The 21399-nt window shown below is 59.0% G+C and carries 16 protein-coding genes; 10 read left to right on the top strand and 6 right to left on the bottom strand.

Going from position 1 to position 21399, the window contains the following annotated elements; translation table 11 throughout:
• Nucleotides 1-105 precede the first annotated feature (105 nt).
• Complete coding sequence (locus tag O9X91_RS22765) at nucleotides 106-681, top strand: PRC-barrel domain-containing protein (RefSeq protein ID WP_080794281.1); 576 nt, start codon at nucleotides 106-108, stop codon at nucleotides 679-681.
• A gap of 104 nt (nucleotides 682-785) precedes the next feature.
• Here the strand turns inward: O9X91_RS22765 and galE are convergent, their stop codons facing one another.
• From galE to O9X91_RS22780, 3 genes are all read right to left on the bottom strand, one after another.
• The gene (galE, locus tag O9X91_RS22770; protein WP_045015763.1) at nucleotides 786-1769 is read right to left on the bottom strand and encodes a UDP-glucose 4-epimerase GalE; all 984 of its coding nucleotides are present in this window, start codon (nucleotides 1767-1769) and stop codon (nucleotides 786-788) included.
• 181 nt (nucleotides 1770-1950) lie between these two features.
• Complete coding sequence (locus O9X91_RS22775; protein WP_137412447.1) at nucleotides 1951-2388, bottom strand: hypothetical protein; 438 nt, start codon at nucleotides 2386-2388, stop codon at nucleotides 1951-1953.
• A gap of 4 nt (nucleotides 2389-2392) precedes the next feature.
• Nucleotides 2393-2737: an ElaB/YgaM/YqjD family protein gene (locus O9X91_RS22780; RefSeq protein WP_077984944.1), complete on the bottom strand. Its 345-nt coding sequence runs from the start codon at nucleotides 2735-2737 to the stop codon at nucleotides 2393-2395.
• 277 nt (nucleotides 2738-3014) lie between these two features.
• On the opposite strand from O9X91_RS22780, the gene nspC reads away from it, so the two are divergent.
• Both nspC and O9X91_RS22790 read left to right on the top strand, forming a co-directional pair.
• The gene (gene nspC, locus O9X91_RS22785; RefSeq protein WP_137412445.1) at nucleotides 3015-4112 is read left to right on the top strand and encodes a carboxynorspermidine decarboxylase; all 1098 of its coding nucleotides are present in this window, start codon (nucleotides 3015-3017) and stop codon (nucleotides 4110-4112) included.
• 60 nt (nucleotides 4113-4172) lie between these two features.
• Nucleotides 4173-5411, top strand: coding sequence for a saccharopine dehydrogenase family protein (locus O9X91_RS22790; protein WP_142913461.1), 1239 nt, complete (start codon nucleotides 4173-4175; stop codon nucleotides 5409-5411).
• A gap of 63 nt (nucleotides 5412-5474) precedes the next feature.
• On the opposite strand, the gene O9X91_RS22795 is transcribed toward O9X91_RS22790, so the two are convergent.
• Nucleotides 5475-6098: a TetR/AcrR family transcriptional regulator gene (locus tag O9X91_RS22795; protein WP_244614264.1), complete on the bottom strand. Its 624-nt coding sequence runs from the start codon at nucleotides 6096-6098 to the stop codon at nucleotides 5475-5477.
• Between the two features lie 117 nt (nucleotides 6099-6215).
• Here O9X91_RS22795 and O9X91_RS22800 point away from each other — a divergent pair, with 117 nt between their 5' ends.
• Entirely contained in the window at nucleotides 6216-6662 is a 447-nt protein-coding gene (locus O9X91_RS22800) for a hypothetical protein (protein ID WP_142913463.1), read from the top strand.
• A gap of 96 nt (nucleotides 6663-6758) precedes the next feature.
• Here O9X91_RS22800 and O9X91_RS22805 read toward each other — a convergent pair whose 3' ends face one another.
• On the bottom strand, nucleotides 6759-8606 hold the full coding sequence (locus tag O9X91_RS22805) for a DEAD/DEAH box helicase (RefSeq protein ID WP_142913464.1): 1848 nt from the start codon (nucleotides 8604-8606) through the stop codon (nucleotides 6759-6761).
• 390 nt (nucleotides 8607-8996) lie between these two features.
• Here O9X91_RS22805 and O9X91_RS22810 point away from each other — a divergent pair, with 390 nt between their 5' ends.
• The 6 genes from O9X91_RS22810 to clpB all read left to right on the top strand — a co-directional run bounded on the left by O9X91_RS22810 (nucleotide 8997) and on the right by clpB (nucleotide 18952).
• Nucleotides 8997-10274, top strand: coding sequence for an aspartate kinase (locus O9X91_RS22810; protein ID WP_077984980.1), 1278 nt, complete (start codon nucleotides 8997-8999; stop codon nucleotides 10272-10274).
• 175 nt (nucleotides 10275-10449) lie between these two features.
• On the top strand, nucleotides 10450-12717 hold the full coding sequence (gene ptsP, locus O9X91_RS22815) for a phosphoenolpyruvate--protein phosphotransferase (RefSeq protein ID WP_077984940.1): 2268 nt from the start codon (nucleotides 10450-10452) through the stop codon (nucleotides 12715-12717).
• Nucleotides 12718-12847: 130 nt separating this feature from the next.
• Nucleotides 12848-13927 (top strand): peptide chain release factor 1, encoded by a 1080-nt coding sequence (gene prfA, locus O9X91_RS22820; protein ID WP_077984939.1) that lies wholly within the window; start codon nucleotides 12848-12850, stop codon nucleotides 13925-13927.
• Nucleotides 13924-14793 carry a peptide chain release factor N(5)-glutamine methyltransferase gene (gene prmC / locus O9X91_RS22825; protein WP_142913465.1) on the top strand — a complete coding sequence of 290 codons (870 nt, stop codon included), beginning with the start codon at nucleotides 13924-13926 and terminating at the stop codon, nucleotides 14791-14793. The genes prfA and prmC overlap by 4 nt, the downstream gene beginning before the upstream one ends.
• 398 nt (nucleotides 14794-15191) lie before the next feature.
• Nucleotides 15192-15974 (top strand): DUF4167 domain-containing protein, encoded by a 783-nt coding sequence (locus tag O9X91_RS22830; RefSeq protein ID WP_077984937.1) that lies wholly within the window; start codon nucleotides 15192-15194, stop codon nucleotides 15972-15974.
• Nucleotides 15975-16327: 353 nt separating this feature from the next.
• Nucleotides 16328-18952, top strand: coding sequence for an ATP-dependent chaperone ClpB (clpB, locus tag O9X91_RS22835; protein ID WP_142913466.1), 2625 nt, complete (start codon nucleotides 16328-16330; stop codon nucleotides 18950-18952).
• Nucleotides 18953-19020: 68 nt separating this feature from the next.
• Here the strand turns inward: clpB and O9X91_RS22840 are convergent, their stop codons facing one another.
• Nucleotides 19021-20967 (bottom strand): M23 family metallopeptidase, encoded by a 1947-nt coding sequence (locus tag O9X91_RS22840; RefSeq protein WP_137412440.1) that lies wholly within the window; start codon nucleotides 20965-20967, stop codon nucleotides 19021-19023.
• Between the last annotated feature and the right edge of the window lie 432 nt (nucleotides 20968-21399).

Here is a 21399-nt window from a genome sequence, read left to right on the forward strand (position 1 = left end):
GGAACTATTTCAACGACCAACCCGTTTGCCAGACGAACCGGTCGAGCAGCGGGTATGAAATTCATCACCGCCGGCCAGTTGAGAACGATGAAAGGAAGGTACGAAATGGCAAAGAAAATTACTATCCTCGTCACAGCTGCTTTGATGGGCACCACGGCTTTCGCGCCGCTGGCCATCGCTCAGGGTACGACCCAGCCCGCACCGGCAAATCCGAGTGCGCAGACAGAGCCGGCAAACCCGCCTGCCACCCCGATGACGCCTGCCGCCCCTTCTGCCAATGACAGCGCGGCCACAACGATGGGTGGCGCCTATTTGACCGAGCAGGGCGAAACGCAGGTCAGCGCGAACGATTATATCGGCAAGTCGGTCTATACGGCGGCCGATGAAAGCATCGGTAACGTCACCAACCTGATTATGGAAGAAGATGGCGGTCTGGTTGCTGCGGTGATCGGCGTCGGCGGCTTCCTGGGCATCGGCGCAAAGGATGTTGCGGTTCCGATGGATAAGGTAACGATGACGCGCAACGCGCAAGACGGTACAATCCGCCTGACAACGACGGAAACGGCGGAAACGCTGAAGGCCGCTCCCGAATTCAAGACGCTGGAGCAGCAGGCGAGCGAAAAGAACGCGGCAACGCCGGCGGCCCCTGACGGCACGACGACGTCCGCCACCAAGCCCTAATTCCCGTCCCTGGGAGGCAGGAGCGGGACCGGCTTCTATCAGCTGTCCCGCGAGAGGCACCGGCCAACAGGCCGGTGTCTTTTTTCTATCTGATCGCCGGCTGTTCAATCGCCCGCATTGCGGGAGGAGTGCCAGGCCCAGGCGGATTTGATGATGTCGGAGAGGGAGTAACGCGGCTCCCAGCCGAGAACCTCCTTCGCCTTGTCGTTATTGGCGACGAGTGTCGTGGAATCGCCGTCGCGCCGCCCGGTATATTCGACGGGGAAGGGGCGGCCGGAAACCTCCGAAATCGCCGCCAGCAGTTCCTTCACAGTCGTTCCGGTGCCGGTGCCGAGGTTGAGTTCGACGGTCTCCCCGCCGGCAAGCAGATAATCCACGGCCCGCACATGCGCATCGGCGAGATCGAGAATGTGGATATAGTCGCGCACGCAGGTGCCGTCGCGCGTGTCGTAATCCGTGCCGAACACCTTGAAGCCTTGACGCCGGCCGAGTGCGGCTTCGATGGCCAGCGGGATCGCGTGGGTCTCCGGCTTGTGCCATTCACCGATGCGGCCTTCGAAATCCGCGCCAGCGGCGTTGAAGTAGCGCAGCATGACCGAACGCAGCCCCTTATAGGTGCTGTAATCCTTCAGCGCCTGCTCCACCACCCATTTGGTGCGGCCATAGGGGTTGATCGGCGCCTGCCGGTGCGTCTCGTCGATCGGTACCTGTTCGGGCAATCCGTAAGTTGCGCAGGTGGACGAAAAAACGAAAGCCGTGACGCCGGCATCGATGGCGGCGGAAAGCAGGTTGAGCGAGCCGATGACGTTGTTGTCATAGAAAGCCACGGGCTGCTTGACCGATTCACCGACTTCGATCAGCGCGGCGAAGTGAAGAACGGCCTCTGGCTGGTGCTTGGCGAAGACCTCGTCCAGCCGCGCCCGGTCGCGAATATCACCCTGTTCGAAAGGCCCCCAGCGGACAAACTCCTCATGCCCGTTGGACAGATTGTCGAAAACGACCGGTTCATACCCTCGCTCAGACAGGAGAAGGCAGGTGTGCGAACCGATATAGCCGGCACCGCCGACGACAAGGACTTTCTTCTTCATCAATTGCCTTTCAGAAAATTACGGACGCGCAGAGACTGCCCGAGACTGTATGTCACTTTGTTCAAATAAGGGCGGCGTGGCGGGCAACGCCAACAACCAGTCTATCCTTCGCGGGTAACATAAAAAAAACCGCGCATCCATCGTCTGGACGCGCGGTTGGTCTTGCGAGGCTGCCAAGAAGTTACTTGGTCTTTTTTGTACCCGCTCTCGTCGCGAGAAATCCGGCTGCGACAGCGACGGCAAGTGTCGCGTAAGGGCGTGCCTGGATTGCAAGCGAAAGCAGCGATTGCAGCGCGAGCGGCGCAGCCGTTAAAGGTGCTGCGGCAGCAAGTGGTGACATCGGTCTGGTCGCGTAGACCCTCGGGCGTTTGAGGATGGCGAGCGCCACCAGCATGATAACACCGAGCAGAAAGGCAGAGCCCGCAACGACGAGCGCTGCCGGTCCAGCCCCCACGTGACGCGCCAGATAGATTGATCCCGCCACGACCGCTGCGACAAAGGCTATCAGGAAAAATATCCCTGCCAGCACCGACAATATGATGACGGAGCGCAATCGTCTCGTGACGACACGCCCTTCACGCTGGGTCTCCCCCAGATAGACCAGCAATGCCTCAAGCATGAGCTTATCGACGCGTCAGGAGGGCAAGAACGAAGCCAACGCCAACGGCGATGCCGAGCGACTGCAGCGGGTTCTTCTGGACCTGATCGGTGAGGTTGTCGTTCAGCGTGGAAATCTCGCTGCGGACCGTATCCGCCATGTCGCTCGAGGCAGAAATTGCATCGTCTGCGACCCGTGCGGCCTGTGCTTTCAGCTCGTAAGACGCGCCGACGCCAAGCGCTTTCACACTCTTGGCAAGATTTGCCAGATCTTCGCGAAGCTGGGCGAGCTGTGCGGCCACATCGGCTGCGTCACCGCTTTCGAGGGATTGCTGGATCTTGTCGTTAACGCTGCTGCGCACGCTTGCCATGGGTCAGGTCCTTCTTGAACATCGTTGATGGAAATGGCGACATGTCAATGACTGACACCGCTTAACTATCGTTGCGGCGGCAGAAACAACCCGCCTGTCCGGGAGTAAAACGCGCCGACCCGGCCTTGGTTCCGTAACGTCATGTGATTATTTGCCCTTCTTGAATGGTCAGGCATTTTTCAGGAATTAGGCCCCGGACATTTGTTTTCCTGTCACAAGCATCCTATAAGGCCCATCATCGAGACGTACCTTGACTTCAATCAATATGTGAAACGACATGCTGCAGACGCCCTATTACCTCATCGACAAGACAAAACTTCTTCGCAACATGGAGAAGATTGCCTATGTGCGGGAAAAATCCGGCGCCAAGGCGCTCTTGGCGCTGAAGTGCTTCGCCACATGGTCGGTTTTCGATTTCATGTCGCAATATATGGACGGCACCACCTCGTCCTCGCTTTATGAAGTCCGTCTCGGCCGCGAGAAATTCGGTGGTGAAACCCATGCCTATTCCGTCGCCTATGCCGATTACGAAATCGACGAGGTGATCTCGAATGCGGACAAGATCATCTTCAATTCCATCAGCCAGCTCGAGCGTTTTGCGGACAAGGCCTCCGGTATTACCCGTGGTCTGCGCCTCAACCCGCAGGTCAGCTCTTCGAGCTTCGACCTTGCCGATCCCGCGCGTCCCTTCAGCCGTCTCGGCGAATGGGATGTGGCCAAGGTCGACAAGGTCATGGACCGCATTTCCGGTTTCATGATCCACAACAATTGCGAAAACGGCGATTTCTCTCTGTTTGACCGCATGTTGACCCAGATTGAGGAAAAGTTCGGATCGCTGCTGTCGCGTGCCGAATGGGTGAGCCTTGGCGGCGGTATCCACTTTACCGGCGATAATTATCCGCTCGACCAGTTCTGCGACCGTCTGCGGGCCTTCTCCGAAAAATATGGCGTGCAGGTCTATCTGGAGCCGGGCGAAGCCTCGATCACGAAGAGCACGACGCTCGAAGTGACGGTTCTCGACACGCTGTTCAACGGCAAGAACCTTGCTATCGTCGACAGCTCCATCGAAGCGCACATGCTCGATCTGCTGATCTATCGTGAAACCGCCAAGGTTTTGCCGAACGAAGGCGAGCATCCCTATATGGTCTGCGGCAAGTCCTGCCTCGCCGGCGATATTTTCGGCGATTTTCGCTTCGACAAGGAGTTGAAGGTCGGCGACCGCATCTCCTTCCAGGATGCGGCCGGCTACACCATGGTCAAGAAGAACTGGTTCAACGGCGTGAGGATGCCGACCATCGCCATCAAGGAACTGGACGGCACCGTTCGCGCCGTTCGTGAATTCGACTTTGCCGATTTCGAGCAAAGCCTGTCTTAAACCCTGTTTTTAACATGAAACGAAGCTCATCCCTGCGGGGAAAAGGAGGCATCACCTGAAATGAAGAAGAACGTTCTGATCATCGGCGCCGGTGGCGTAGCACAGGTCGTGGCGCATAAGTGCGCCCAGAACAGCGATGTATTGGGAGACATTCATATTGCGTCACGGACCGTGGAAAAGTGCCGCAAGATTGTCGAGTCCGTACGCGAAAAGAAGAGCCTCAAGACAGATGTGAAACTTGAGGCCCATGCGCTTGACGCGATGGATATCGAGGCGACGAAAGCCTTGATCAAGAAAACCGGCGTGGAAATCGTCATCAATGTCGGTTCGGCTTTCGTCAATATGTCCGTTCTTCGTGCCTGCATGGACACGGGTGTTGCCTATATGGACACGGCGATCCACGAGGATCCGACCAAGATTTGCGAGACGCCGCCGTGGTATGGAAACTACGAGTGGAAGCGCGCGGAAGAGTGCAAGGAAAAGGGCGTTACCGCCATTCTCGGCGTCGGTTTCGACCCAGGCGTGGTCAACGCCTATGCGCGTCTCGCCAAGGATGAGTATTTCGACAAGGTCACCTCGGTCGATATCGTCGATATCAATGCCGGCAGCCACGGCCGCTGGTTTTCCACCAACTTCGATCCGGAAATCAACTTCCGCGAATTCACCGGCGTCGTTTACTCCTGGCAGAATGGCCAGTGGCAGACGAACCAGATGTTCGAAGTCGGACAGGAATTCGACCTGCCTGTCGTCGGCAAGCAGAAGGCCTATATGACCGGCCATGACGAAGTGCATTCGCTGTCCAAGAACATGGACGGCGCCGATGTGCGCTTCTGGATGGGCTTCGGCGATCACTATATCAACGTCTTCACCGTGCTGAAGAACCTTGGCCTCCTGTCCGAGAAGCCGGTCAAGACGGCCGAAGGCCTGGAAGTCGTGCCGCTCAAGGTGGTCAAGGCCGTGCTGCCCGATCCGTCTTCGCTGGCGCCTGATTATGTCGGCAAGACCTGCATTGGCGATATCGTCAAGGGTATCAAGGACGGCAAGGAGCGCGAAGTCTTCATCTACAACGTGGCTGACCATAAGGATGCCTATGAAGAAGTCGGCTCGCAGGGGATTTCCTACACCGCCGGCGTTCCGCCGGTCGCAGCCGCCATGCTCATCGCCACCGGCGAATGGGACGTGAAGCAGATGGCGAATGTTGAAGAACTGCCGCCGAAGCCGTTCCTGAACCTTCTGAACAAGATCGGTCTTCCGAACCGCATCAAGGACGAAAACGGCGATCGCGCGCTGGAGTTCTGATTGCCGATGTTTTGATTGATAGAATGGAAAAGCCCCGCGAAATCGGGGCTTTTCTTTTGGCGGCTATCCCTTGGGGAACTGCCCTATGAACAGATGCAGTGCTTTATGCATCGCTTCCGAAGGGGGCTCTGCAACATGCCACTCCGGAAAATGCCCATCGATTGCCATGCGGGCAAGGCCATAGACCAGTGCGCGGGAGCTTAGCACGAGCTGGTCGAGGTCGAGGCCCTTTGCGAGCTGGCCGTTTTCACGCGCCTGCGCGAGCAGGTTGACCATCAGGCGACGTATGGCGTCATTCTGCTCGCGTAGAATATCGGACGAATTGAAATCGATCAGCGTTCTCGAGCTGATGATTTCGAAATGCGTCGGATTGGCCAGTGCCCAGCGCAGATAGCCGTGGCCGATGGCTTCAAAGGCGACGAGGGGATCGTCACTGCCGGCCTGTCGTCTTGCGGCTTCGACGGATTCGGTCAGTCGGCTCATCGCCTGTTCCGCGACAGCAGTCATCAGAGCTGTTTTCGAACGGAAATGCCTGAACGGCGCTCCAGGCGAAACGCCAGCGCGCTTGGCGGCTTCGCGGACTGAAATGTTCTCTACACCTCGCTCCTCGATGATTGCGATCGTTGCCGCGACAAGTTCATCGACGAGATTGCCATGGTGGTAGGGCTTGTCCCCATTCGCTTTCATGTTCGTACTCATGGCTGTCCCTAGCATGGAACGCGGATGTAATCACTGATTATTTTTCTCTTGCGTAAAGCCGCTCCCTTGATGTAAGCATCGATTACATTTTGTCAGGAGGGTTCAATGCTGCGTTTATTGTTAAAGTTCAGTCTCGCATTTACCTTACTTCCAATCGCCGTCGCATATGCCGGGGACAGCCCAACCCTCGAAATCGTCTGGCCGAAAGCCGGCGATGTCATAGAGCTGGGGAATGACCCGGAACGCGCAATCGGCGTCGTCGTCAAAAGCAACTTCATGCTGCTTGCCGCCGGGCAATGTGGAGACAACGGCCAATGCGGCCACGTGCATATGAAAATCGACCCTTCAGGCGATACGTGCAATATTCCCGGCCGCACCTATAACAGCATGAACAGCGACTTCGGTGGGGATTTGATCAAGGCCCGTTTTGGCCATTGCCCCAGCCCGGCCGGGCGGCATGTCATCGGCGTTCTACTGGCGAACGATCACCATCAACCCGTTCTGGTTGACGGTAAGCCGGTCACGGCCCTTGTCGAAGTGACGACCAAATAGGGATGCCCGTGACGGACATTCTGTAGATGTCGCAATAAAAAGGCCCCGTGCAAAAACGGGGCCTTTGACTTTCAGATGTCGAAGAGCGAAAGGCAATCAGCCCTTCGGCTGCTTCGGCCCACGCTTTTCGAAAGGCTTGTCCTTCTTGCCTTCATATTTCGGCTTGTCGCCGAAGGGCTTTTTCTTCTTCCAGGGCTTGTCGTCGCCCTTTCGGTCATCGCGGGGAGCGGCAGCATTGTCCGATTTGCTGAACTTGCGCTGGGCCTTCGCCGGGCGGGTGTCTTCGCGGAAGCTGCCGGTTATTTCCGGCTTGCCTTCCAGCGCCTTCAGACGGATGCCCTTTTCGAGCGTCATATCCTTGCCGATGGCGGAGGTGAAACGGTCGACGGCATCAGCCGCCAGTTCCACGAAGGTCTCCGTCTGCTGCATGCGGATCGCGCCGATATCCTGGCGGGTGATCTTGCCGAAACGGCAGAGCATGGGGATGAGCCAGCGCGGTTCGGCGCTCTGTTTGCGGCCAACGGAGAGCGAAAACCAGGCGCTGTCGGAGAAATCGGACCTGTCGCGGCGCGGCGCATTGTTTTCGGGTGTTTCGAAACTGTCGCGGCGCGGCTTGCGGGTGTTGTCAAGCGCGACCTCGAAAATGTCCTCCGGCGCCGAACGTCCGGCATGATAAAGACGCACGAAGGCAGCGGCGACTTTTTCCGCGCCATGCTGTTCCAGCAGCTTGGTGACGAAATCGCGTTCGTCATCCGCCACTGCTTCGCTTAGCGTAGGATCGGCCAGAAGCCGGGCGCCGTCGCGCTCGACGATCTCTTCAACGGAGGGTGGGTGAACCCATGCGGCACTGACCTTGGCGCCTTCGAGCAGGCGTTCGGCCTTGCGGCGCTGGCTGACCGGCACCACGACGGCGCTGACGCCCTTCTGACCGGCGCGGCCGGTACGGCCGGAACGGTGCAGAAGCGTTTCGGAATTGGTCGGCAGATCGGCATGGATGACGAGTTCGAGTCCGGGCAAGTCGATGCCGCGGGCGGCAACGTCGGTCGCCACGCAAACGCGGGCGCGGCCGTCACGCATGGCCTGCAGGGCATGTGTGCGTTCGTTCTGCGTTAGTTCACCGGAGAGAGCCACGACCGAAAAGCCGCGATTGTTCAGGCGTGCCGTCAGATGGTTCACAGCGGCCCGGGTGGAGCAGAATACGATGGCGTTGCGGGCTTCATAAAAGCGCAGCGCATTGATGATGGCGTTCTCGCGATCGGAAGGCGACACCAGGAGCGCGCGATATTCGATATCCACATGCTGCTTCTGTTCGGAAGCGGTGGCGATGCGCACGGCGTTCTTCTGGTAGCTTTCGGCCAGCTTGGCGATGCTGCGCGGCACGGTGGCCGAGAACATCAGCGTGCGGCGATCGTCCGGCGATTCTTCCAGAATGAATTCCAGATCTTCGCGGAAGCCGAGATCGAGCATCTCGTCGGCTTCGTCGAGCACGACGGCGCGGATCGACGAAAGATCGAGTGCGTTGCGCTTGATGTGGTCGCAGAGACGGCCGGGCGTGCCGACGACGATATGCGCACCGCGCTCCAGCGCCCGGCGCTCATTGCGGATATCCATGCCGCCGACGCAGGAGGCAATGGAGACACCTGCAAACTCATAAAGCCATTCCAGTTCGCGCTTGACCTGCATGGCCAGTTCGCGCGTGGGGGCAATGGCAAGCGCCAGAGGGGCAGCGGCCTGGCCGAAACGGGTATTGTCACGCAGCAGCGTGGTCGCGAGCGCGATGCCGAAGGCAACGGTCTTGCCGGAACCGGTCTGCGCGGAAACCAGCGCGTCCTTGTCGGCGAGTTCGGGCGCAAGCATGGCCTGCTGCACGGGGGTCAAGTCTTTGTAGCCGCGTTTTTCCAACGCCTGCGCGATCGCCGGGGCGATACCCTGGGTGTCTGTCATCTACCGTCTTTCGGATATGAAGCTGCCCGCATCCGCCCGAAACCAATAGATCCTAATGTCTCCGGGGCAGCCGATGCAGGCCATTTCGGCCATCTGGCCGGTTGCATTGCCGCGCTCATACTGCGAATGGGCCCATTTGTACAGTGCACTGCGGTACGCTCTTTTACGGGTGCTTTATCTCGTTAACGGTTCGATGCTGTCTTCGTCCGTTTTATCGGCCCAGAAAGAAGGCGTACCGCATGGTTCATAAACGGCATTGCGTGCCCCCCACCTTTTCGCTAAGAGACCCGCAACTTGAGGCTCTTTTCAGGAAGGGCCGACTGGGTTTGTTCTTGTCCGTCCGCTTCCTGAAGGAGCCGGCGGGAAAATGGGATGGTACTGGTCAAGGCTATGGCTCGCATTGTCATGAAATTCGGCGGCACGTCCGTCGCGAACCTCGAACGCATTCACAATGTCGCACGGCATGTGAAACGCGAAGTGGATGCCGGCCATGAAGTGGCCGTGGTCGTTTCTGCCATGTCCGGTAAAACCAACGAGCTGGTGGACTGGGTGCAGAACGCCGCGAAGGTGGCTGGCGCCAACGCTGCCTCCTTTTTCGACGCGCGCGAATATGATGCGGTTGTTGCATCCGGCGAACAGGTGACGTCAGGTCTTCTGGCGATCACGCTGCAATCCATGGGCATCAATGCGCGCTCCTGGCAGGGCTGGCAGATCCCGATCCGCACCGACAATGCGCACGGCGCCGCCCGGATTCTGGAAATCGACGGTTCCGATATCGTCAAGCGCATGGGCGAAGGCCAGGTTGCCGTTGTTGCCGGTTTCCAGGGCATCGGTCCTGACAACCGCATCGCGACGCTCGGCCGCGGCGGTTCGGACACCTCGGCTGTCGCCATCGCCGCCGCCGTCAAGGCGGACCGGTGCGACATCTATACGGATGTCGACGGTGTGTACACGACCGACCCGCGCATCGAGCCGAAGGCTCGCCGCATGAAGAAGATCGCCTTCGAGGAAATGCTCGAAATGGCGTCTCTCGGTGCGAAGGTTCTGCAGGTTCGCTCGGTCGAGCTTGCCATGGTACACAAGGTGCGCACCTTCGTTCGCTCCAGTTTCGAGGATCCCGATGCGCCGGGCATGGGCGACCTCATCAACCCGCCCGGTACTTTGATTTGTGACGAGGATGAAATCGTGGAACAGGAAGTCGTAACCGGCATCGCCTATGCCAAGGATGAAGCACAGATCTCGCTGCGCCGCGTGGCCGACCGTCCGGGCGTCTCCGCCGCGATCTTCGGGCCGCTCGCCGAAGCGCATATCAATGTCGACATGATCGTGCAGAACATCTCCGAAGACGGTTCGCGCACCGACATGACCTTCACCGTTCCTTCGGGCGACGTCGCCAAGGCGATCAAGCTTCTGGAAGACAACAAGGCCCAGATCGGCTTCGACGTCGCGCAGAACGAGACGGGCCTCGCCAAGGTGTCGGTCATCGGTATCGGCATGCGCAGCCACGCCGGCGTGGCCGCCAGTGCCTTCAAGGCGCTTGCCGAGAAGAACATCAACATCAAGGCGATCACCACCTCCGAGATCAAGATTTCGATCCTGATCGACGGCGCCTATGCCGAACTTGCCGTTCGCACTTTGCATTCCGCTTACGGCCTCGATAAAGCTTGAACCCGAGACATCGGTTCCCGATGCTCCGATTCTTCGGAGTTGCGTTCTTCCGATGCGGCGTTTCATGAAAGCGTGTCCCTTGCGGGACGCGCTTCTCGCGCTATAAATTTTTAAATGACCTTTTGATTCCCGAATATTATGACATTCGGATCGGAAGCGTCGGGGAGCAAACGCGATGAGAGACCTTTCCGCAGGTCCGCGTGTCCTGCTCAAGCGGCTGCGCGAAATGATGGCGGAGCACCTTGAACCGCAGGAGCGTCTGGACCAGATCGTCCGTCAGATTGCCAGCAACATGGTGGCGGAGGTTTGCTCGGTCTACGTGCTGCGTTCCGACAGCGTGCTGGAACTTTATGCGACCGAAGGTCTCAATAAGGATGCCGTGCATCTTGCCCAGCTGAAAATGGGGCAAGGTCTTGTCGGCACCATCGCCGCGTCCGCCCAACCTCTCAATCTTTCCGATGCGCAGGCGCATCCCGCTTTCCGCTATCTTCCTGAAACCGGTGAGGAAATTTATCATTCCTTCCTCGGCGTGCCGATTTTGCGCTCCGGTCGCACTCTTGGCGTTCTTGTGGTCCAGAACAAGGCCAGCCGAACGTATCGGGAGGATGAAGTTGAAGCGCTCGAGACAACCGCGATGCTTATCGCTGAAATAGTGGCGAGCGGTGAATTGAAGAAGATCACCCGCCCCGGCGTGGAGCTGGACCTGACGCGCGCGGTTTCCATCGATGGCGATGGTTATGGCGAAGGAATCGGCCTTGGCCACGTCGTGCTGCACGATCCGCGCATCGTCGTGACCAACCTGCTCAATGAAGATGCCGATACGGAAATCCGCCGTCTTGCCGACGCCATCGGCTCGCTGCGCCTGTCGATCGACGACATGTTGCAGCGCCGTGACGTGCCGACCGAGGGCGAACACCGCGAGGTTCTCGAGACCTACCGCATGTTCGCCCACGATCAGGGCTGGGTGCGGCGCATGGAAGAGGCCATCCGCAACGGCCTGACGGCGGAAGCGGCGGTCGAGAAGGTGCAGAGCGACACCAAGGCGCGCATGATGCGGCTCACTGACCCCTATCTGCGTGAGCGCATGCATGATTTCGACGACCTCGCCAACCGGCTGCTGCGCCAGCTGATCGGTTTTGGCGGGCGTGGGCCGGAGCAGGATTTCCCGCTCGACGCCATCGTTCTGGCGCGCGCCATGGGCGCTGCCGAGCTGCTGGATTATCCGCGTGAAAAACTGCGTGGACTGGTGCTCGAAGACGGCGCGGTGACCAGCCATGTCGTCATCGTCGCGCGGGCCATGGGCATTCCGATCATCGGGCAGGCGACCGGGATCGTCGCGCTGGCGGAAAATAACGATCCCATCATTATCGATGGCGATGATGGTCAGGTGCATCTGCGCCCGATGTCGGATCTGCAGCGTGCTTATGAAGAAAAGGTGCGCCTGCGCGCCAAGCGACAGGAGCAGTTCCGCGCGCTGCGCAATGTCGAGCCGATCACCAAGGATGGCCAGAAGGTCAATCTGAAGATGAATGCCGGCCTTTTGGTGGACCTGCCGCAACTGGAAGAATCCGGCGCCGATGGCATCGGCCTGTTCCGCACCGAGCTGCAATTCATGATCGCCTCCAATATGCCGAAGGGCGAGGAGCAGGAGGCGTTCTACCGCTCCGTTCTGCGGCAGGCCAAGGGCAAGAGCGTTACCTTCCGCACGCTGGATATCGGCGGCGACAAGGTCGTTTCCTATATGCGGGGCCAGGAAGAGGAAAATCCGGCGCTGGGCTGGCGGGCGATTCGCCTGTCGCTCGACCGTCCGGGCCTGATGCGCACGCAGATGCGTGCACTGTTGCGCGCCGCATCCGGTGCTGAATTGCGCATGATGTTGCCGATGGTGACGGAAGTGTCAGAAATTCGCGCCGCCCGCGACCTGTTACAGAAGGAAGTGCAGCATCTCTCCAAATTCAGTCATGCGCTGCCGAAAAAGCTGCAATTCGGCGCCATGCTGGAAGTGCCCTCCCTGATGTGGCAGCTCGATGAGCTGATGCAGGAGGTGGATTTCGTGTCCGTCGGTTCGAACGACCTGTTCCAGTTCTCGATGGCGGTCGACCGCGGCAATGCGCGTGTTTCGGATCGTTTCGACAATCTCGGCAAGCCGTTCCTGCGCATTCTGCGCGATATCGTCCGCGCTGGCGAAAGGCATCACACATCGGTCACGCTGTGCGGCGAAATGGCGGGCAAGCCGCTTTCGGCCATGGCGTTGATCGGCCTCGGCTTCCGTTCGGTCTCCATGTCACCGACGGCAATCGGTCCGGTCAAGGCAATGCTGCTCGGGCTCGATGCCGCGCGCCTTGCCGAAGAGCTGAACGCGGCGCTGGACGATCACAATTCGCTGGAAAGCGCGCGCGAGGTGTTGTTACGCTTCGCTGCGACGCATTCCATTCCCGTTTAGAGCATTTCCAGGAAGAGTGGACCCCGGTTTTCCGTCCGGAAATGCGTTAAAGCAAAAAGTTAGAGCGTTTTCGCGTTTCGATGAAAAGCGAAAGTGCTCTAAAAGACCTGTTTCATTATTGGAGTGACTGGTGGCGAAGCTTCCCGTCGAAAAAATGCGCGAGTTGGAAAGACGTTTCGGCGAGATCGAAGCGCGCATGTCGGCAGGCCCGGCAGCGGATGTCTATGTGAAACTGGCTTCGGAATATTCCGAACTCGAGCCGGTGGTGAAGAAAATCCGCGACTACGAGAAGGCTGTTTCCGAGGCCAACGATCTAGAAGCGCTTTTGGCCGACAAGACGACCGACAAGGATATGCGCGAGCTCGCGGAAATGGAGCTGCCAGAGGTCGAGACCCGTATCGGCGAGCTTGAAAAGGATATGCAGGTCCTGCTGTTGCCAAAGGATGCGGCGGACGAAAAAAGCGCGATCCTCGAAATTCGAGCCGGCACCGGCGGGTCCGAGGCAGCACTGTTCGCCGGCGATCTTTTCCGCATGTATGAGCGCTTCGCATCGACCAAGGGCTGGAAGGTGGAAGTTCTTTCCGCAAGCGAAGGTGAAGCGGGCGGCTACAAGGAAATCATCGCCACGATCAGCGGGCGAGGGGTGTTCTCCAAGCTGAAATTCGAATCCGGCGTGCACCGTGTGCAACGTGTGCCGGAAACGGAAGCGAGTGGTCGCATTCACACATCTGCCGCCACCGTTGCGGTGTTGCCGGAGGCGGAAGACATCGACGTCGAAATCCGTCCGGAAGACATCCGTATCGACACGATGCGCGCGTCGGGAGCCGGCGGTCAGCACGTCAACACCACAGACTCCGCCGTTCGCATCACCCATCTTCCGACGGGCCTGATCGTCACCAGTTCGGAGAAATCGCAGCACCAGAACCGCGCCAAGGCCATGCAGGTCCTGCGCTCGCGTCTTTATGACATCGAGCGGCAGAAGGTGGAGAGTGAACGCTCGGCCGACCGCAAGAGCCAGGTCGGTTCCGGCGACCGTTCCGAGCGCATCCGCACCTATAACTTCCCGCAGGGTCGCGTTACCGATCACCGCATCAATCTCACGCTCTACAAGCTGGATCGGATGATCGAAGGCGAGATCGATGAACTTGTGGATGCGCTGATCGCCGATTATCAGGCGGGACAACTCGCCCAGCTCGGCGAACAGCTTTGAGCACGGGGGGTAAAGCAAGTATCGCGAGCGCGCTTGCCGCCGCCCGCAAAAGGCTGCAGACAGCCGGGATCGATGATCCGCTTCTCGATGCGCGGCTTTTGATTGCGGAAGTCGTCGGTTTCTCATTGACCGATTTCGTGATGAAGCCAGACCGCCCGGTCACCGCGGAAGAAAACGCGCGTATCGCCGCCATGATCGAGCGGCGGGCCTTGGGCGAACCGGTGCATCGCATTCTCGGCCACCGCGAGTTTCACGGCCTTGATCTTCTTCTATCGAAGGAAACACTCGAACCCCGCCCGGATACAGAGGTTCTCGTCGATACGCTGTTGCCGGCGTTAAAGGAGACGGTTTCCCGAACGGGTAGCGTCCGCATTCTGGATTTGGGTACCGGAACGGGTGCAATCTGTCTGGCACTGCTAAAGGAATGTACGCAGGCGTCCGGTATTGGCAGTGATATTTCGGCCGATGCGCTGGAAACGGCCGCCAGAAATGCCGCTCGAAATGGCCTCAGTTCACGCTTCGAAACCATTCGCAGTGACTGGTTTGAAAAAATCTCTGGCCGCTTTGACATAATTGTGTCGAATCCGCCCTATATAAGAACTGATATCGTCGCAACGCTCGACCGGGAGGTTCGTAACCACGACCCGATGGCGGCGCTGGATGGAGGTCAGGACGGCCTTGCACCGTACCGCCTCATCGCTGCCGATGCAGGCCGCTTTCTTGTGGAAAACGGGATTGTCGGTGTGGAGATCGGTTTCGATCAAAGGCTTGATGTTTCCGCTATATTTGCTTCCCACGGCTTCTCTCTTCTGGACGCCGTCAAGGATTATGGCGGTAACGACAGAGTTTTGACCTTCCGGAGATAGTTGTTCGCGATATGTCTGCGGATTTTTTTGCAAGGATATTTTGCACAGCAAAAGAAAAGGCTTGGATTTCCGCGGGAAGCGGGATAGTTTGCGGCCACATGCCGGGTGGCTGAGGACGAACTGAGATTCGTCAGGGTATGGGTCAGTCCCGAAGCGGGTTCTTTAAGGAGCCCTGAAAGGCTGGGCGTTTCCGGCATGTGAATCAGTAAACTTTGTTCGCAGGCGGCTCGGTGCAGCATTTGCGCAGCCGGTCGTCATACGCGAGGTCTTGCCCGGGAGTTATCTTCGGCAAGGCGCGTGATGGAGCAATTTCAGGAAAAAATTTCCAGCGGTTTTCCGCCCGGAATTGCATGAAAACAACCAGATTGTCAGCAAAACAGAATTCAGGTGAGCAATTGATGAGGCCAGGACAGCAAAACAAGCGCGGCCGGGGGCGTGGAAACAACAACAATAACAATGGTGGCGGTAACAACAACTTTAACCGCAAGGGCGGCAACCCGCTCACCAGGACTTATGACAGTTCCGGCCCCGATGTTAAAATCCGTGGCACAGCCCAGCATATAGCGGAAAAATACGCGGCGCTGGCGCGCGACGCGCAGAGTTCCGGCGACCGCGTGATCGCTGAGAATTATCTGCAGCACGCTGAACATTATAACCGCATCATTGCGTCGGCTCAGGCCCAGATGCAGGAACGCTTCCAGCGCGACGACCGCGGCGAGTACAATGCCGCCGACGGTGACGATATGGAAGTGAACGACGGCGATGAAGGTGCCGTTGCGCCGCAGCAGCAGGCCGAACAGGCCGAGCGGGCGCAGCAGCCCGAACGCCAGGAGCGTAACGAGCGGAACGAACCGCGCCAGGAGCGTCGTGAGCGTCCGGATCGCCGCGAACGGCAGGAGCGTCAGCCGCGCCAGCCGCAGGTGACCGCGGAACAGCAGCCTCCGGTTTACGACGCCAGCCAGGCGCCGCAGCCCGTCATTGAAGGCACGCCCATGGAGGTGGCTGTCGAGGAAGAGCAGCAGCAGGCGGAAGCACCAGCGGCTGAACGTGCCCCGAAGACCCGCCGTGCAGCTGCCCCCCGTCAGCGTCGCCCGCGCCGTACCGCCGCGGCGGAAGGCGCCGAAGGCGAAGAAACGCCTGCGGGTGAAGAGGTCGCGCCTCTCGAGAATGCTGCCGAATAAGCAGCGTCTGCAAATCACATGGCGATTGAAAAACTCCGGCTTGCCGGAGTTTTTTGTTTTCGGCGATAGTTCACCTTCTCCAGCTTCATCCGGCGGGGCGAATTGACACCTGTCAGATCGAACGAAAATTTCCCGATACGGCGGATTTGCTCCCCTTTAAACCGATGAAAACGGCTCCCATATTCGTGCAGGAAGGACAAACACCGCATCGTCGGTGCCGACCAGCGAGAGGCGACGGACGTGAAATCTCTTAAACACGGCTGTCGTAGCGGGGCTTGCCTTTTGAGGGAGCCTCAACCCTAACACCCGGTGCCGTGCCGAAAGCGGGCGGGCCGGTCTATGGAGGTTCGACTATGAATATTGAAAAATACTCCGAGCGCGTTCGCGGTTTCCTGCAGTCGGCGCAGACCTTCGCGCTTGCCGAAAACCATCAGCAATTTTCGCCCGAACACGTTCTGAAGGTACTGCTCGATGACGAGCAGGGCATGGCGGCATCGCTGATCGAGCGCGCCGGCGGCGACGCCAAGGAAGCGCGTCTTGCCAATGATGCGGCACTTGCGAAATTGCCCAAGGTTTCCGGCGGCAATGGCGGCCTTTCGCTCACCGCGCCGCTTGCCAAAGTGTTCTCGACTGCGGAAGATCTCGCCAAGAAGGCCGGCGACAGTTTCGTCACTGTCGAGCGTCTTCTGCAGGCACTTGCGATTGAAAGTTCCGCCACCACTTCGGCTTCCCTGAAGAAGGCCGGCGCAACGGCGCAGGCGCTTAATCAGGTCATCAACGATATCCGCAAGGGCCGCACGGCTGACAGCGCCAACGCCGAACAGGGCTTCGACGCGCTGAAGAAGTTCGCGCGCGACCTGACGGAAGAAGCCCGCGAAGGCAAGCTCGACCCTGTCATCGGTCGCGACGACGAGATTCGCCGCACCATCCAGGTCCTGTCGCGCCGTACCAAGAACAACCCCGTTCTGATCGGTGAACCCGGCGTCGGTAAAACGGCGATTGCGGAAGGCCTTGCGCTGCGCATCGTTAATGGCGACGTGCCCGAAAGCCTGAAGGACAAGAAGCTGATGGCGCTCGATATGGGCGCGCTGATCGCCGGTGCGAAATATCGCGGTGAGTTCGAGGAACGCCTGAAGGCGGTTCTGAACGAAGTGCAGGCCGAGAATGGCGGCATAATCCTGTTCATCGACGAGATGCACACGCTGGTCGGCGCCGGCAAGGCCGATGGCGCGATGGATGCGTCCAACCTCTTGAAGCCCGCGCTTGCCCGCGGTGAGCTGCACTGCGTCGGCGCCACCACGCTCGATGAATATCGCAAGCATGTGGAAAAGGATCCGGCCCTTGCACGCCGTTTCCAGCCCGTTCTGGTGGATGAGCCGACCGTTGAGGACACGATTTCGATCCTGCGCGGTCTGAAGGAAAAATACGAACAGCACCACAAGGTCCGCATCTCGGATTCGGCCCTGGTTGCGGCTGCGACGCTTTCCAACCGCTACATCACCGACCGCTTCCTGCCTGATAAGGCAATCGACCTGATGGACGAGGCCGCTTCGCGTCTTCGCATGCAGGTGGATTCCAAGCCGGAGGAACTGGACGAACTGGATCGCCGCATCATTCAGCTGAAGATCGAGCGCGAAGCCCTGAAGCAGGAAACGGATCAGTCGTCCGCCGACCGCCTCAAGAAGCTCGAGGACGAGTTGGCCGATACGGAAGAAAAGGCGGATGCGCTGACGGCCCGCTGGCAGGCGGAAAAGCAGAAGCTCGGCCATGCCGCCGACTTGAAGAAGCGGCTGGATGAAGCCCGCAACGAGCTGGCAATCGCCCAGCGCAACGGCCAGTTCCAACGCGCCGGCGAATTGACATATGGCATCATTCCGAGCCTTGAAAAGGAACTGGCTGCGGCGGAAGCCCGCGACAGCAGCGGCGCCGGCTCAATGGTTCAGGAAGTGGTGACGGCGGACAATATCGCCCATGTCGTTTCCCGCTGGACCGGCATTCCGGTCGACAAGATGCTGGAAGGCCAGCGCGAAAAGCTGCTGCGCATGGAAGACGAGCTTGCCAAGTCCGTTGTCGGGCAGGGCGAGGCCGTTCAGGCGGTTTCCAAGGCGGTTCGCCGTTCGCGCGCTGGCCTTCAGGATCCCAACCGGCCGATCGGTTCGTTCATCTTCCTCGGCCCAACGGGCGTGGGCAAGACCGAGCTGACCAAGTCGCTCGCTCGCTTCCTGTTCGACGACGAAACCGCGATGGTTCGCCTCGACATGTCGGAATATATGGAGAAACACTCCGTTGCCCGGCTGATCGGCGCGCCTCCCGGTTATGTCGGTTACGAAGAAGGCGGGGCCCTGACGGAAGCGGTTCGCCGCCGGCCCTATCAGGTCGTGCTGTTCGACGAGATCGAAAAAGCGCATCCGGACGTGTTCAACGTCCTCTTGCAGGTGCTGGATGATGGCCGCCTGACGGATGGCCAGGGCCGCACCGTCGATTTCAAGAACACCATCATCATCATGACCTCGAACCTCGGTTCGGAATTCATGACGCAGATGGGCGACAATGACGATGTGGATTCGGTTCGTGAACTGGTCATGGAGCGGGTCCGGTCGCATTTCCGGCCGGAATTCCTCAATCGTATCGACGATATCATCCTGTTCCACCGCCTGCGGCGTGACGAAATGGGTGCGATCGTGGAAATCCAGCTGAAGCGTCTCGTCTCGCTCCTGGCAGATCGCAAGATCACGCTCGAACTGGATGAGGATGCCCGCAACTGGCTTGCCAATAAGGGTTACGATCCGGCTTACGGCGCGCGTCCGCTGAAGCGGGTGATCCAGAAATCGGTTCAGGACAGGCTGGCGGAAATGATCCTCGGCGGTGAAATCCCCGATGGTTCGCGGGTCAAAGTGACCTCGGGCACGGACCGGTTGCTGTTCAAGGTCAAACCCGCCAAGGGTGAGGCTGAGACTGAAACGGCCGATGCGGCATAAAATGTAAGGGCTCCGGAAACGGAGCCCTTTTCATTTGACAACTTTTTAACCCGTAAAAGTCCGCCGAGTTACCGGCTCGCCACCTGATTAGGCTTGTCCGCGATGTTGAGCAGATTGTCGATGCGCTTTCTCTCATCGGAGAACCGCGCCAGCGCCTCGCCGGAAAGCGACTTGCCGCCCGGCAGGCGCACCTTCATGGCGTCCACTTTGGTGCCGTTGACGATCAGCTCGTAATGCAGATGCGCGCCGGTCGAAAGGCCGGTCGATCCCACATAACCGATCACCTGACCCTGCCGGACCTTGGAACCTTCGGTGACGCCCTTGGCGATGGCGCTCTGGTGGTTGTAGGAAGAGACATAGCCATTGGCGTGGCGGATCAGGGTCTGGTTGCCGTAACCGGATGCCCAGCCGGCCTTCTCCACAATGCCGTTACCGGTCGCGATGATCGGCGTTCCACGGGGCGCCGCCCAGTCGGTGCCGGTGTGCATGCGGCTGAATTTCAGAACCGGATGGCGGCGCATACCGAAACCGGATGTCATGCGGCCGTTCGGAACGGGATTGCGCAACAGGAACTGCCGGATGCTTTTGCCGTTCTCGTCGAAATAATCGATGCTGTTGTCGTCCGGGTTCTGGAAACGGTAAAACCGTGTCTCGTTGTCGCCGAATTTGGCGTTCACGTAGAGCAGTTCCGACTTGTCCGTCGCCTTGCCGTCCGCGTCCTCCACGGAGAAAAAGGCCTCCAGCGTATCGGCCGGCTTGAGCTGCGCCTGAAAATCGACGCTGCTGGCCAGAAGCTTGATGAGCTGCGAAACCATGCTCTGGTTCATGCCGTAAGCCAGAGCCGCACGGTAGACTCCGTCATAAACGCTCGGCAGATCGCGACCGGCGGCAGGCGCTGGCGTACTGTCGAAGGCGGTCGCCACGGCGTCGAGCTTCGGCGGTTCGCTAGCCTTGATGAAACGCTTGCGATCATCGATGGCCATGGTGACCATGTGGCGTCCCTTGCGATAAAGGCTCACGCGCACGATGTCGCTCTTTTCGTCTTCCTGGATGATGCCGACGCGCAGAACGTCGCCGCTTTCGACATTGTTCGACTGGATTTGCGGCGAAAGCAGCCCGGCAATTTCGGAGGATTGCGCCTTCGAATAACCGGCGCCGAAGAGGGCAGCTTCGATTGTCTCCGTCTGGCGGGCAGGGATGACGTCGTCGGCATATTCCTTGGCGGGAACCGAGGGTGATTGCGGGGTCGAAACAGACATGTTTTGCTCGACAACGCGGGCAGCAAGGCCGGCGGTAATGTCGACATCGCCATCATCATTATCGAAGCGGCGTGGGTCGATGTAGTAGAGTGCCGCAACTTGCTCGTTACCGTCCGTCAGGATCGAGCCGTTTGAACGTACTGCTTCCTCGACCTCATCGAAGCTCAGGGAGCCCGCAAAAGCATATTTGGAGTGCTGGATGGGAAAGGCGACGGTTTTCAGGCTGACTTCGGATTCGACTTCGGAGCCGTAGATCGTGCCGGTGCGGCTCGCCGCCGGAGCGGGCGCATCCTTGTCGTCGTTGCTGGCAAATATGTTCAGCGGATCAAAGGCGGGGTAGTCATCCTGTTTCGCGTAATTGGACGCCAGCGGAATTTTGACGTGAGAGAAGGGGACTTTGCGGACCACTTCCTTGTCGCCTTCATTGATAACGGTGGAAACTTCCATGATCGAGCGATCGGAGGGGCGGGCCGCGATGTTCGGAGCAACAAGGCGAGTGCCGCGACGAGCTGCCTCCGTCACATTGTCGCCCATATCCGTCTTGGCGAAAGCTTCGGCGGGAATGGCAAGCTGCTGGCGACCGTCAAGAGCGGCAAACAGCGCAACCCCCATCAAGATGGAAGAGGTAATCCCCGTGAGGAACGTACCCGAAAGCCAGCGCAACGAAATCTCACGGCGATCGGGTGCACGTCGTCCTTCCGCCAGAATTGGCGGTTCCGTGCCTAGCGACCGGATCACATTGCGATCCGCAGTCATACCAGCTGTGCCCTGTCGGTCATGCGCTCTCCAGAAACTTCACGCGAAGATGTGCAACTTTCAAAGCCGTGAGTCAAATCGGTCGACGCACCGGAAGACATGTCGCAACCGTCTGTATAGGGACACGCGCAGGCATGTCTCGTGTTAACGCTTCGTTGGCAAAGCAATTAGCGAGGAAGGGGGCTAAAAGAAGGCGCGCGACCCGCCTTCATGCGCGTGGGCGTACTCTCCTGTGCAAAACCACAAGCTCGGTGGCGTCTTATTATGCCGATACGCTCAAGAAAACGAAATTTCCTTTTAGAATCATGCAGATATCACATTTCTTTATTTTTTCGAATTTGGTGTGTTGACTTGTTTGGTGAGGTTCTCTTATAAGTCCGCTCACTGAACGAGGGCGGCGGCGCTGCTGGCGACGAAGTCTTTCGTTCTAAG

Source organism: Agrobacterium salinitolerans, from assembly GCF_027498475.1.
Classification (GTDB): domain Bacteria; phylum Pseudomonadota; class Alphaproteobacteria; order Rhizobiales; family Rhizobiaceae; genus Agrobacterium; species Agrobacterium salinitolerans.